The organism is Methylobacterium sp. Leaf89, from assembly GCF_001422215.1.
Taxonomy (GTDB): domain Bacteria; phylum Pseudomonadota; class Alphaproteobacteria; order Rhizobiales; family Beijerinckiaceae; genus Methylobacterium.
Window position 1 is genome coordinate 822,826 of sequence record NZ_LMML01000029.1, and the last position, 13,309, is coordinate 836,134.

A 13,309-nucleotide genomic window follows, 5' to 3' on the forward strand; every position below is an offset into this window, starting at 1 on the left:
GGTTTGTACCGAAGCCGCGCCCCGGATGGGAGCCCCCGGGGTCCGAAAGCCGCCTCAACCGCGCAGGTGAGCCACAAAATCCCGCGTGAACCGGGGCAGATCGTCCAGCGAGCGCAGGCAGATCGTGAGATCGCGCAGGGCCCAGGCATCCTCCAGGGGCACGATGGCGAGGGCCATGGTGCGCGCGGCACGGGCCGCAGTGGTCTCGGGGACGATGCCGAGGCCGACGTCGCAGGCCACGAGCCGGCAGATCGCGTCGAAACTGCGCAGCTGCACCCGGAGGCGCATCGGAGGCCGGCCCGTGCGTGCGGCCTTGTCGGCCAGGAAGCGGGTGAGAGCGCTGGTCCGGTCGAGGCCGACCAGCGGATGCTCGATCACCTCCGCGAAGGCGACCGAGGCGCGCGCCGCCAGGGGGTGCCCGGTGGCCGCCACCATGACGAAGCGGTCCTGCCGGAACGGATAGGTCTCCAGTGCGCCGGTATCGACGGTGCCGGCGACGATACCGAGATCGGCCGAGCCCTCGGCCACCAGCCCGACGATCTCGTCCGAGGTCCGCTCCTCGATGTCCACGCTGACACCGGCCTGACGGGCCAGAAAGGCGCTCAGGACCTCGGGCAGGAATTCCGTGAGGGCGTTGGTGTTCGAGACGAGGCGGATCTGCCCCACGGTGCCGCCCGAGAAGGCGGCCAGGTCCTCCTGCATCCGGTCGATCCCGTCGAGGAGCCCGCGCGCATGGGCGAGGAGCGACCGCCCCGCCGGCGTCGGCACCACCCCCTGGCGCCCCCGCGTCAGCAGCGCGGCCCCGAGGGTCTCCTCCATGGCGCGGATGCGCACGGAGGCGGCGGCGAGGGCGAGATTCGCCCGGGCCGCGCCGTGGGTGATCGAGCCCGCCTCCACCACGTGCCGGAACAGCGAGAGATCGACCAGATCGAAGCGCATCATCGGCTCGGGGCCCCCCTGCGCAGGGCGACCCTTCGCGGTTCCGTCAGCACTTCCTTAACCCTGTGGGTGCATCGTGCCGGCATGGTGGTCCGTCGTCGCGTCCGTGCTGTTCTGATGCCCCTCGGCCTCTACGCCGTGTCGGGCCTCGTCGTGGGCTTCTTCGTGCATCAGGCCGAAAGCGGCAACCGCGGCCTCGAGGCCAAGCGCGCCCTCAAGGTCCAGGCCCGCGCCCTGAATCAGGAGCTCAACGCCGCCAAGGCGGACCGGGCGATCTGGGAGCACCGGGTGGCCCTGCTGCGCAGCGATCAGATCGATCGCGACCTCTTGGAGGAGCGCGCCCGCGTCATGCTCGGCCGTGTCCATGCCAACGACGTGGTCATCATCGATCCCTGATCGGCCCCGGACGGCGAAACCCGTCGCCCGCGCAGGCGCTTCGCAACTGACAACTTCCCCGTTCTGTCGGGTGGGCGGCCTCGCTTTCACTTCGGGCGTGCCCTAGAACCCCCGGTGAACAGATGGTCCCGGGGAGTTGCCGATGGATGCCGCGAAGGATGCAGGCCAAGCCGCCTCCGACACAAGCCGGGCGGAGGCTGAGCGATCCGGGGGGGCGAAGCCCGCGGGCGCGGCCGAAACCCACGCGCCGGCCCCGAACGCGCCGCAGTTCACCCGCGAGGAAGATCTCCACGCCTATCACGAGATGCTGCTGATCCGGCGCTTCGAGGAGAAGGCCGGACAGCTCTACGGCATGGGCCTGATCGGCGGCTTCTGCCACCTCTACATCGGCCAGGAAGCGGTGGTCATCGGCATGCAGATGGCCTCGGTCGACGGCGACCAGGTCATCACCGGGTACCGCGACCATGGCCACATGCTCGCCTGCGGTATGGATCCGAAGGGCGTCATGGCCGAGCTGACCGGCCGGCGCGGCGGCTACAGCCGCGGCAAGGGCGGCTCGATGCACATGTTCTCCCGCGAAAAGCAGTTCTTCGGCGGCCACGGCATCGTCGGCGCCCAGGTCTCGCTTGGGACGGGGCTGGCCTTCGCCGACGCCTACAAGAAGAACGGCAACGTCAGCCTGACCTACATGGGTGACGGTGCGGCCAACCAGGGCCAGGTCTACGAGAGCTTCAACATGGCGCAGCTCTGGAAGCTGCCGGTGGTCTACGTGATCGAGAACAACCGCTACGCCATGGGCACTTCGGTGGCCCGCGCCTCGGCCCAGACCGACTTCTCCCGGCGCGGCATCTCCTTCGGCATCCCCGGCGAGCAGGTGGACGGCATGGACGTGCGCACCGTGCGCGAGGCGGCGACCCGGGCGATCCAGCACGCCCGCTCGGGCGAGGGCCCCTACATCCTCGAGATGCAGACCTACCGCTATCGCGGCCACTCGATGTCCGACCCGGCCAAGTACCGGACCAAAGACGAGGTCTCGAAGATGCGCGAGGAGCACGACCCGATCGAAATGGTGCGCAAGCGCCTGATCGAGATGCACGGGGTGCCCGAGGCCGAGCTGAAGGCCACCGACGCCAAGGTGCGCGAGACCGTGAACGAATCCGCCGAGTTCGCCACGCACGATCCCGAGCCGGATCCGGCCGAGCTGTGGACCGACATCCTGCTGGAAGCCCGCGCCTGAGACCCATCATGTGTCGGAGACGGGGCGGCATCCCGCGCATGCGGCCGCACCCCCCGTCTCCGAAGGGCTGACCGCCTCATCCTCGATCGACGAGTATTTCATGGCGACCGACATCCTGATGCCCGCCCTCTCCCCGACCATGGAGGAGGGCAAGCTCTCGAAGTGGCTGAAGAAGGCGGGTGACCCGGTCAAATCCGGCGACGTGCTGGCCGAGATCGAGACCGACAAGGCGACCATGGAGGTCGAGGCCATCGACGAGGGCGTACTCGCCAGGATCCTCGTCGAGGAGGGCACCGAGGGCGTGAAGGTCAACACGCCGATCGCGATCATCGCCGCCGAGGGCGAGGACGTTTCGGCAGCGTCCGCTGGCGGCGGTGTCCCGAAACCCGAGACGTCCGCGCAGCCCGCTCCGGCGCCCGACATGCAGGCCGAGGGCCAAGCCGAGAAGCCGGCCCCGAGCGCCAAGACCGGCGACGACGCGCCCAGGGCCCCGGCGGCCCCCGCCACCATTACCAACAAGGCGCCGGCGCCGGTCATGGAGGAGTTTCCGGAGGGCACCGAGATGGTCTCGACGACCGTCCGCGAGGCCCTGCGCGACGCCATGGCCGAGGAGATGCGCAAGGACGACGCCGTCTTCGTGATGGGCGAGGAGGTCGCCGAGTACCAGGGCGCCTACAAGATCACGCAGGGGCTGCTGCAGGAGTTCGGCGCCCGCCGCGTCGTCGACACCCCGATCACCGAGCACGGCTTCGCCGGCATCGGCGTCGGCGCGGCCTTCACGGGCCTGCGTCCCATCGTGGAGTTCATGACCTTCAACTTCGCCATGCAGGCGATCGACCACATCATCAACTCGGCGGCCAAGACCCTCTACATGTCCGGCGGCCAGCTCGGCTGTCCCATCGTGTTCCGCGGCCCCAACGGTGCGGCCGCCCGCGTCGGCGCACAGCACAGCCACGACTACTCGGCCTGGTACTCCAACGTGCCCGGCCTGAAGGTCATCGCGCCCTACACCGCGTCGGACGCCAAGGGCCTGCTCAAGGCGGCCATCCGCGATCCCAACCCGATCATCTTCCTCGAGAACGAGATTCTCTACGGCCAGAGCTTCCCGGTGCCGAAGCTCGACGACTTCGTGCTGCCGATCGGCAAGGCACGGATTCACCGTCCCGGCACCGACGTGACCATCGTGTCGTTCTCCATCGGCATGACCTACGCCCTCAAGGCGGCGCAGGCCCTCGCCGAGGAGGGTATCGAGGCGGAGGTGATCGATCTGCGAACCCTGCGCCCGATGGACACCGAAACGGTGGTGGAATCGGTGAAGAAGACCGGCCGCTGCGTCACCGTGGAGGAGGGCTTCCCGCAATCGGGCATCGGCGCCGAGATCTCGGCCCGCCTGATGGTCGATGCCTTCGACTACCTCGACGCCCCGGTCCTGCGCGTCACCGGCAAGGACGTGCCGATGCCCTACGCCGCCAACCTCGAGAAGCTGGCGCTCCCCAACGTCGCCGAGGTGATCGAGGCGGCAAAGGCGGTCTGCTACCGCTGAGGGCCGCGCGCGTTCCCCTCCCACTCTCCCCGTCCGGGGAGAGACCGGAGACGAGATGATGACCGACAAATTCGAAGAACTGTCCGCCCCGCCGGATGCCCTCGAGAACGGTGGCGTCGAGGTCCTTCGCGCCAGCGTCGTCGACGGGGCCGTGAGCATCGCCCTGCGGCGCTCCTTCGACGACGCAGCCACCTGGGGGCGCCTCCTCGCCGATCTCGCCCGTCAGGCGGCGCGGGTCTACGCGCTGGAGACCGAGATGTCGGAGGATGACGCCTTCGCGCGCATCCGCGCCGGCTTCGAAGCCGAGAGCCTCGACCCCGACGCGCCGATACTGAACTGACCGCCGCTCCCCCGATACCGCCCGCTGACGATCAGGATTTCCCCCCATGCCGATCAACGTCCTGATGCCCGCCCTGTCGCCCACGATGGAGAAGGGCAACCTCGCCAAGTGGCTGAAGAAGGAGGGGGACGCGGTGAAGTCCGGCGACGTGCTCGCCGAGATCGAGACCGACAAGGCCACCATGGAGGTGGAGGCCATCGACGAGGGCGTGCTTGCCAAGATCCTGGTGGCCGAGGGCACGGCCGACGTGCCGGTGAACGACCTGATCGCCATCATCGCGGCGGACGGCGAGGACCCGGCCAGCGTGCAGGCCCCCGGCGGCGGGGCCGCCGAAGCCCCGAAGGCCGAATCCCCCAAGGCGGAGGCGACCGCCGAGAACGCCACGCCCGGCGGCGGAACGATGTCCTACGCCCGGGTGAACGAGGCCCCGGACGGCGCGAAGCCCACGGGTGGCAAGAGCGAGGGCGCGAGCCCCGGCGCCGCGCCCTCGAACGAGGTCGGACGCGTCTTCGCATCGCCGCTGGCCCGCCGCGTCGCCAAACAGGAAGGCGTCGATCTCGGCGCAGTGACGGGCTCCGGCCCGCGCGGGCGGGTGATCGAGCGCGACGTCCGCGCGGCGCTCGCGGCCGGAACCGGCAAGGCGGCCCCCGCCGCCGCGCCGAAGCCCATCGAGGCCCCGCAAGCGGCGCCCGCGCAGGCCACACCGCCCCCCGCCAAGGCGGCGCCCCCCGCCGGCCTCTCCGCGGACCAGGTACGCGGCTTCTACCCGAAGGGCACTTACGAGGAAGTCCCCCTCGACGGCATGCGCAAGACCATCGCCAAACGCCTCACCGAGGCGATGCAGTTGGCGCCGCACTTCTACCTGACGGTGGATTGCGAGCTCGATGCGTTGATGGCCCTGCGCGAACAGCTCAACACGAGCGCCGGCAAGACCAAGGACGGCAAGCCTCTGTTCAAACTCTCGGTCAACGACTTCGTCATCAAGGCGATGGGCCTCGCCCTGATGCGGGTTCCGGCGGCCAACGCCGTCTGGGCCGAGGACCGGATCCTGCGCTTCGACAATGCCGAGGTCGGCGTGGCGGTCGCCATCGACGGCGGCCTGTACACGCCGGTAATCCGCCGGGCCGACCAGAAAACGCTCTCCACCATCTCCAACGAGATGAAGGACTTCGCCGCCCGGGCGCGGGCAAAGAAGCTGAAGCCTGAGGAATACCAGGGTGGCGTCACGTCCGTGTCCAACCTCGGCATGTTCGGCATCAAGCACTTCACGGCGGTGATCAACCCGCCGCAATCTTCGATCCTGGCGGTGGGTGCGGGCGAGAAGCGCATCGTGGTCCGCGACGGCGCCCCGGCCGTGGCCCAGGTGATGACCACCACCCTGTCCTGCGACCACCGCGTCCTCGACGGAGCGTTGGGCGCCGAACTGATCTCGGCGTTCAAGGCGCTGATCGAGAACCCCATGGGGATGCTGGTTTAGGCGGGACAGAACGTCCGCCTGGCGAATACGGCTGAACCACCCCCACCCCGGTCCCTCCCAGTGCGTGGAGGACGTAGGAGCGCCCAATGGCCGACACCTATGACATCCTCATCATCGGCGCCGGCCCCGGCGGCTACGTGGCGGCGATTCGGGCGGCGCAGCTCGGGTTTAAGACGGCGGTGGTGGACCGCGAGCATCTCGGTGGCATCTGCCTGAACTGGGGCTGCATCCCCACCAAGGCGCTGCTGCGCACGGCCGAGATCTACCACTACATGCAGCACGCCTCCGATTACGGCCTGTCGGCCGAGAAGGTCGGATTCGACACCGCGGCAATCGTCAAGCGCTCGCGCGGGGTCTCGACCCGGCTGAACGGCGGCGTCGGCATGCTGCTGAAGAAGAATAAGGTCGACGTGATCTGGGGCGAGGCCACCATCACGGCGGCCGCCAAGGGTAATCAGTCGGGCCAAGTCACCGTCAAGGAGACCACCCGCGCCCCGGCCCCCAAGGGCGCTCTGGCGGCGGGCGCCTATTCAGCCAAGCACATCATCGTCGCCACCGGAGCGCGGCCCCGCGCCATACCGGGCATCGAGCCGGACAAGAAGCAGATCTGGACCTACTACGAGGCCATGGTGCCAGAGACGATGCCGAAGAGCCTGCTGGTTATGGGCTCCGGCGCCATCGGCATCGAGTTCGCCTCGTTCTACCGCACCATGGGCGCCGAGGTGACGGTGATCGAGCTGCTGCCGCAGATCCTGCCGGTGGAGGACGCCGAGATCGCGGGCCTCGCCCGTAAGCGCTTCGAGAAGCAGGGCATCAAGATCCTCACCGGCGCCAAGGTGACGAAGGTGGAGAAATCCGCCGACGTCGTCACGGCGACGATCGAGACGGGGGACGGCAAGTCCCAGCAACTGACGGCAGAGAAGCTGATCTCGGCGGTGGGCGTCGTCGGCAACATCGAGGGCATCGGCCTCGAGACTCTCGGCGTTACCATCGAGCGCGGGATCGTGGTCACCGACGGCCTCGGGCGCACCAATGTGCCCGGCGTCTACGCCATCGGCGACGTCGCGGGGCCGCCGATGCTCGCCCACAAGGCCGAGCACGAGGGCGTCCTCTGCGTCGAGACGATCAAGGGCCTGCACACCCACGCCATGGACAAGGCCAAGATCCCCGGCTGCACCTACTGCCAGCCGCAGATCGCCTCGGTGGGCCTCACCGAGGCCAAGGCCAAGGAGCAGGGCTTCGCCGTGAAGGTCGGCCGGTTTCCCTTCGCGGGCAACGGCAAGGCCATCGCGCTGGGCGAGCCGGACGGCCTGGTGAAGACGATCTTCGACGCCAAGACCGGCCAGTTGCTGGGCGCCCACATGGTCGGCGCCGAAGTCACCGAGCTGATCCAGGGCTACGTCGTCGCCATGAACCTGGAGACCACCGAGGAAGACCTGATGCATACGGTCTTCCCGCACCCGACGCTCAGCGAGATGATGCACGAGAGTGTGCTGGATGCATACGGGAAGGTGATCCACACCTGATCCGGCGCCGCGACCCGAGCGGCACTCCGGCTCCTTCGAGGCCGCGCCGAACGCCCGCCTTGCCAGCCGCCGGCCAAGGCGACACCCGAGCGCCCGCCGACCGGAACGATCGCGTGCCGCGCACAGGAGAGCCCGCGCTGGATGGACACGTCTACGGCGCCCTGGGTCAGCCCGGCGTCGCCTTGCTCATGGCGATCGTCGTCGGGGCGCTGGCGGGATGGCTCGCCGAGCGGTTGACCGCGGCGAACATGGATCGCCTTGCCGATTTCGTGACGGGGATCCTCGGCGGCCGGCTCGGCAACGGCCTCGCCCACAAGCGGCCCATCCCGATCTTCGGATTCTCGCACAACCCGATTTCGACGACGGTCGGCGCGATCCTCATGGACACGATCGACCCGACGGTGGCCGGACGCCGGTCTTGAGCCGGCGGCGGAGCTGACGAACGACGGTCCCTGTCGCGCCGTTCCGCCGCGGCGGGTTTGCGGTCGGGGGCGTCACGCCTTAAGTCCTGGGCACGCGCCGGCGTCTCGCGGGCGAATCCCGTGGATTGTCATGGCCGTCGTCCTCGACCTCCTTCGTAACGACCAGCGTCCGCGCCACCCCGAGAAGGCGCACCGGCCCGATAAGCCGATTCAGCGCAAGCCCGACTGGATTCGCGTGAAGGCCCCCGGCTCCAAGGGCTGGGAGGACACGCGCAGGATCGTCCACGAGCACGGCCTCGTCACGGTCTGCGAGGAGGCCGGCTGCCCCAACATCGGCGAGTGCTGGGAGAAGAAGCACGCCACCTTCATGATCATGGGCGACACCTGCACGCGGGCCTGCGCCTTCTGCAACGTGCGCACCGGCCTGCCGGAGGGCCTTGATGTGGGCGAACCCGACAAGGTCGCGGATTCCGTGGCCAAGCTCGGCCTGCACCACGTGGTGATCACCTCGGTGGATCGCGACGATCTCGCCGATGGCGGCGCCGAGCACTTCGCCCGCACCATCCGGGCGATCCGCGCGCGCAGCCCCGCCACAACCATCGAGGTGCTCACCCCGGATTTCCTGCGAAAAGCCGGCGCCCTTGAGATCGTGGTCGCGGCCCGGCCCGACGTGTTTAACCACAACATGGAGACCGTGCCGGGCAACTACCTCACGGTCCGCCCCGGCGCGCGCTACTTCCACTCGGTGCGCCTGCTCCAGCGCGTGAAGGAACTCGACCCGACCATCTTCACCAAGTCCGGCATCATGGTCGGCCTCGGCGAGGAACGGAACGAGGTGGTTCAGCTCATGGACGACCTGCGCTCGGCGGATGTCGACTTCCTCACCATCGGCCAGTACCTCCAGCCGACCAAGAAGCACCACGAGGTGGTGCGCTTCGTGCCCCCGGACGAGTTCAAGGGCCTGGAAACCACCGCCTACACCAAGGGCTTCCTCCTCGTCTCGGCGACGCCCCTGACCCGCTCCTCCCATCACGCCGGAGAGGATTTCGCAAAGCTGAAGGCGGCCCGTCTCGCCCACATCGCCAACGCCTAGAGTCTCGATGCCCTCATTCCGGATCAACCGCGCGGTGCGCCACTCGCCGCGCCAGATGTACGACCTCGTGGCCGACGTGGAGCGCTACCCGGACTTCCTGCCCCTCTGCGAATCCCTACGCGTGCTCCGGCGCCAGCCGGGGGCGGACGGCACGGAGGTGCTCGTGGCCGAGATGGGCGTCGGCTACAAGGCGATCCGCGAGCGCTTCACCACGCGCGTCACCCTGGACCCCGAGAACCTGCGCATCGTCGCCGAGTACATCGACGGCCCGTTCCGCCACCTCGAGAACCGCTGGGCCTTCAAGGAAGCCGTGGACGGGGCGTGCACGATCGATTTCTTCATCACCTACGAGTTCAAGAGCCGGACGCTCGGGATGCTCATGGGCACGATGTTCGATCGCGCCTTCCGCAAGTTCACAGACGCCTTCGAGGCGCGGGCGAACCGGGTCTACGGCGCGGCCTGAGCCGCGCCGCCCTTCACGCCGCCGCCACGCCGCCGCTGGCCTGGCGCTCGAACAGGGCGCGGTAGCGTCCCCCCGGCCGAACCCGCAGGTCGTCGTGGGTCCCGTCCTCGACGATGCGGCCGCCGTCGAAGACGAGGATCCGGTCGAGCGCGCGCACGGTGGAGAGCCGGTGCGCGATCACGATGGCCGTGCGCCCGTGCATCAGCCGCTCCATCGCCTCCTGGATCAGCGCCTCCGATTCCGAGTCGAGGCTCGAGGTGGCCTCGTCGAGAATGAGGATCGGCGCGTCGGCCAGAAAGGCGCGGGCCAGTGCCACCCGCTGGCGCTCCCCGCCCGAGAGCTTGACGCCGCGTTCGCCCACCAAGGTGGCGTAGCCCTGAGGCAGGCGGGCGATGAAGTCGTGCGCGTTGGCGAGGCGGGCCGCGCGCGCGATCTCGTCCGCCGAGGCCCCGGGGCGGGCATAGGCGATGTTCTCGGCCAGCGACCGGTGGAACAGGACGGGCTCCTGCGGCACGATGGCGATGTGGGCGCGCAGGGACGCCTGCGTCACGCCGGCGACGTCCCGCCCCTCGATGCAGACGCGGCCGCCCGTGACGTCGTAGAGGCGCTGTACCAGCTTGACGAAGGTCGTCTTGCCGGAGCCCGAGCGGCCGACGAGCCCGACCCGCTGCCCGGCGGGGATGTGCACCGAGAGGTCGCGATAGAGCGGCGTCGCGTGCCCGGCATAGTGGAAGGTGACGCGGTCGAACTGGAGGTCGCCGCCCTTTGCGACGAGCGCCGTGGCGCCCGGCCGATCCGCGACGCCGTAGGGCTCGGCCTCAAGGGCCACGAGTTCCTCCATCTCGTTCACCCCCCGCTGCACCCGGTTGATCTGACTGCCGATGTCCCGCAGGTAGCCATGCACCACGAAGTAAGTGGTGAGCACGTACGCCACGTCGCCGGGAGTCGCCGCCCCCATCCACCACAGCCACAGGGCCGTGCCGACGATCGCCGTGCGCAGCAGGAGGAGCAGCGCGAACTGCGCCGTGATGCTCCAGGTGATCCGCATCCAGGTGCGGTGCGTGCGCCGGTTCCACTTGCCGAGGAGCCGCGCGAGGCGCGCATCCTCGCGCGCCTCGGCGCCGAAGGCCTTGACCACCGCATTGGCCCCGACTGCGTCGCTCAGGGCTCCGCCGAGCCGGGAATCCCAGACGTTGGAGAGCTGGGCCGCCGGTGCGATGACCCGCGTGGCGAGGGCCACGACGATGCCGAGATAGATCACCGAGCCGAGGCCGATCACCAGCCCCATCACGGGCCATTGCAAGCCGAGGAGCAACATGGTGCCGACGAGCACCACGAAGGCCGGCAGCAGTTCCAGCAACAGCGTGTCGTTCAGGCCTTCGAGGGCCCACATCCCGCGCGAGACCTTGCGCACGGTGGAGCCCGAGAAGCTGTTGGCGTGCCACTCGGTGGAAAGGCGCTGAACCCGGTGGAAGCCTGCCTGCGCCACCGTCTGCATGGTCGAGAGGGTGAGCGGCACCACAAGGGACCAAGCCATGTGACGTAGACCCAGGGTGACGAGCCCGAGGCCGCCCATGGCGGCGAAGGCGACGAGGGCATCCAAGCGGGCCGACGCGCGGTCGACGGCCGAGAGCGCATTGACCAGCCGACCGGCGAACAGGGGCAGGAACACGTCGGCCAGGGTCGATCCGACGATCGCCGCGACGACACCGCCGAGGAGGCGGAGCCGACTGCGCCACTGGCGGACGAGGAACGCGAGAACGGCCCGATAGGCCTTCGCGCCTTTCAGGCGGTCGAGAATCATGGACGCGATCACGGCGCGGAACGCGCGCCGACTCCGTGGACGGCCCGGGCGCCGCAGCGAGTGGCCGAAGAAGGGGGGGACGGAACGGGGACGCGCTGGCGCGCTCAGGCGCGCGGCGACGTCAGACCGGCAGGCGCACGCGGCGCGGGCGGGCCGGGGCGGCGAACGATATCGATGTCATGCAGCCTCCCCTGGGTTCGCGGGCGAACACGGCGTGGGTGCGCCGTGAGTGGCATCCTGGCAGTCGGGCGTGTCGGTTTCAAGACGTCGGTGCGAGGACCGATTCGAGGAGGCCGAGCGCATCGGCCACCGCCTGCCGGCGGATTTCGGTGCGGCCGAGGTCACCGTAGCGACGCTCCAGGTGGCGCACGGTGTTGCCCCTGGCGGCGAGACCGAAATGCACGAGGCCGACCGGCTTGTCGGCGCTGCCGCCGCCGGGCCCGGCGATACCGGTGATCGCAACAGCGACACTGGCGCGGGCATGGGCCAGGGCCCCATCGGCCATGGCGCGGGCCACCGGCGCACTCACTGCGCCGTGGGCGGCGATGAGGTCGGCGGGTACGCCGATGCACTCGGATTTCGCGGCGTTCGAGTAGGTGACGAAGCCACGCTCCACCACCACCGAGGAGCCCGGGATCGCAGTGAGCAGCCCGGCGACGAGGCCGCCGGTGCAGGATTCGGCCGTGGCGACCGTCAGGCCCGCCGCCGCGTAGGCGGCAACAAGCGCCTCCGCCCGGGCCAGCAGGGCGGGATCGTCGATCACGCGCGGCGCTCGGCCGTCTCGTCGGCGGCGTTGAGCTCGGCCGTCATCTCGGGCAGCCGCACCGTGGCGGCGGCCTGAGCGGCGAGGCCCTCGGCACGGCCGACGAAGCCGAGCTTCTCGGTGGTGGTCGCCTTGATCGAGACGGAACTCAGCGGCACGCAGGCGATCTCGGCGATGCGGGCGCGGATGGCTTCGCGATGCGCGCCGATGCGCGGGGCCTCGGCCAGGACGGTGATGTCCAGGTGGTCGATCTTGCCGCCGCGCGCTCGCACCAGGTCCACCGCATGGGCGAGGAAGCGGTCGGACGAGGCGCCGCGCCACTGCTCGTCGCTCGGCGGGAAATGGGTGCCGATATCGCCGTCCGCGATTGCACCGAGCAGGGCATCGGTGAGGGCGTGGAGGGCGACGTCGCCGTCCGAGTGGGCGAGGACGCCCCGGTCCGCCGGGATCTTCACGCCACCGAGCCAGACATGGTCGCCCTCCGTGAAGGCGTGGACATCGAAGCCGGTACCGAGGCGGGTGACGTAGGTGGTCATGGGATGGGCCTCGCTCAGGGCGGTGGGGTGTTGGCCGGAGAAGCCGCGATCGGCCTCGATCAGGTCGGCCGGCTGGGTGATCTTGCGGTTGCGCGGGTCGCCCTCGAAGACGACGACGGCTAAGCCAGCCCATTCGGCGAGGGCCCCGTCGTCGGTGAAGGCGTGCAGGTCGGCCTCGGCCGCGCGGCGATGGGCGTCGCGCAGCGGGCCGTAGGCGAAGGACTGGGGCGTCTGAACCGCGCGCAGGCCCTCGCGCTGCGGCGTCTCGCGGACCCGGCCGGTGCCGTCGCCGAGGTCCTCCACCACCTTGATCGTGTCGGTGACGGCGATGCCCGGCACGGCGGCGCGATGGTCGCGGCCGGCCACGAGGGCGCGCTCGATCAGGGCCACATCCACGTGCGGACGCGCGGCGTCGTGAACGAGGACGAGATCCGGTGCGCCGGCGCCGTCCAGGGCCTCGAGTCCGGCGCGGACCGATTGCTGGCGGGTGGCGCCGCCGGGCACGGGATCGGCGAGCTTGTCCCGGATGGCGGCGTCGAGATCGTCGAGGCAGGCGCGATAGAAGTCCGCGGCGTCCGGGGCGATCACCGGCTGGATTCGGCCGATGCCCGGATGAGCCGCCAGGGCCGCCAGCGTCCGGGTCAGCACCGCCTGGCCGCCGACGCGGCGGTACTGTTTCGGGGTGTCGCCCCCGATGCGGATGCCGCGACCGGCGGCGACGACCACCGCTGCCGCATTCCACGCGGTACCGGACATGGGTATGCTCCCGC

At 69.8% G+C, this 13,309-nt stretch carries 13 protein-coding genes; 9 read left to right on the forward strand and 4 right to left on the reverse strand.

The features are described from left to right. Window positions 1-54 precede the first annotated feature (54 nt). The gene (locus ASF18_RS19185; RefSeq protein ID WP_200917646.1) at window positions 55-942 is read right to left on the reverse strand and encodes a LysR substrate-binding domain-containing protein; all 888 of its coding nucleotides are present in this window, start codon (window positions 940-942) and stop codon (window positions 55-57) included. Between the two features lie 81 nt (window positions 943-1,023). On the opposite strand from ASF18_RS19185, the gene ASF18_RS19190 reads away from it, so the two are divergent. From ASF18_RS19190 to ASF18_RS19230, 9 genes are all read left to right on the forward strand, one after another. Then, a complete protein-coding gene (locus ASF18_RS19190; RefSeq protein ID WP_055953008.1) occupies window positions 1,024-1,335 on the forward strand; it encodes a septum formation initiator family protein in 312 nt (103 codons plus the stop codon). A gap of 142 nt (window positions 1,336-1,477) precedes the next feature. Further along, window positions 1,478-2,572: a pyruvate dehydrogenase (acetyl-transferring) E1 component subunit alpha gene (gene pdhA, locus ASF18_RS19195; RefSeq protein ID WP_056354113.1), complete on the forward strand. Its 1,095-nt coding sequence runs from the start codon at window positions 1,478-1,480 to the stop codon at window positions 2,570-2,572. Window positions 2,573-2,672: 100 nt separating this feature from the next. Next, window positions 2,673-4,115: a pyruvate dehydrogenase complex E1 component subunit beta gene (locus ASF18_RS19200; RefSeq protein ID WP_056354574.1), complete on the forward strand. Its 1,443-nt coding sequence runs from the start codon at window positions 2,673-2,675 to the stop codon at window positions 4,113-4,115. A gap of 58 nt (window positions 4,116-4,173) precedes the next feature. Then, entirely contained in the window at window positions 4,174-4,455 is a 282-nt protein-coding gene (locus ASF18_RS19205) for a DUF5076 domain-containing protein (RefSeq protein ID WP_056211469.1), read from the forward strand. Between the two features lie 46 nt (window positions 4,456-4,501). Further along, window positions 4,502-5,932, forward strand: a complete 1,431-nt coding sequence (locus tag ASF18_RS19210) for a pyruvate dehydrogenase complex dihydrolipoamide acetyltransferase (protein ID WP_056354117.1) — start codon at window positions 4,502-4,504, stop codon at window positions 5,930-5,932. An 86-nt stretch (window positions 5,933-6,018) separates the two neighbouring features. After that, window positions 6,019-7,458, forward strand: a complete 1,440-nt coding sequence (lpdA, locus tag ASF18_RS19215; protein WP_056354120.1) for a dihydrolipoyl dehydrogenase — start codon at window positions 6,019-6,021, stop codon at window positions 7,456-7,458. Between the two features lie 59 nt (window positions 7,459-7,517). Then, the gene (locus tag ASF18_RS19220) at window positions 7,518-7,880 is read left to right on the forward strand and encodes a GlsB/YeaQ/YmgE family stress response membrane protein (protein ID WP_244472755.1); all 363 of its coding nucleotides are present in this window, start codon (window positions 7,518-7,520) and stop codon (window positions 7,878-7,880) included. 130 nt (window positions 7,881-8,010) lie between these two features. Beyond that, the gene (gene lipA, locus ASF18_RS19225; RefSeq protein ID WP_056354123.1) at window positions 8,011-8,973 is read left to right on the forward strand and encodes a lipoyl synthase; all 963 of its coding nucleotides are present in this window, start codon (window positions 8,011-8,013) and stop codon (window positions 8,971-8,973) included. A gap of 7 nt (window positions 8,974-8,980) precedes the next feature. Continuing rightward, entirely contained in the window at window positions 8,981-9,436 is a 456-nt protein-coding gene (locus tag ASF18_RS19230; protein WP_056354126.1) for a type II toxin-antitoxin system RatA family toxin, read from the forward strand. Window positions 9,437-9,449: 13 nt separating this feature from the next. Here the strand turns inward: ASF18_RS19230 and ASF18_RS19235 are convergent, their stop codons facing one another. The 3 genes from ASF18_RS19235 to ASF18_RS19245 all read right to left on the reverse strand — a co-directional run bounded on the left by ASF18_RS19235 (window position 9,450) and on the right by ASF18_RS19245 (window position 13,295). Continuing rightward, complete coding sequence (locus tag ASF18_RS19235) at window positions 9,450-11,240, reverse strand: ABC transporter ATP-binding protein (RefSeq protein ID WP_056354129.1); 1,791 nt, start codon at window positions 11,238-11,240, stop codon at window positions 9,450-9,452. Between the two features lie 259 nt (window positions 11,241-11,499). Further along, on the reverse strand, window positions 11,500-12,003 hold the full coding sequence (locus ASF18_RS19240; protein WP_056354134.1) for a CinA family protein: 504 nt from the start codon (window positions 12,001-12,003) through the stop codon (window positions 11,500-11,502). Next, on the reverse strand, window positions 12,000-13,295 hold the full coding sequence (locus ASF18_RS19245; protein ID WP_056354137.1) for a bifunctional 2-C-methyl-D-erythritol 4-phosphate cytidylyltransferase/2-C-methyl-D-erythritol 2,4-cyclodiphosphate synthase: 1,296 nt from the start codon (window positions 13,293-13,295) through the stop codon (window positions 12,000-12,002). The genes ASF18_RS19240 and ASF18_RS19245 overlap by 4 nt, the downstream gene beginning before the upstream one ends. Window positions 13,296-13,309: the final 14 nt, after the last annotated feature.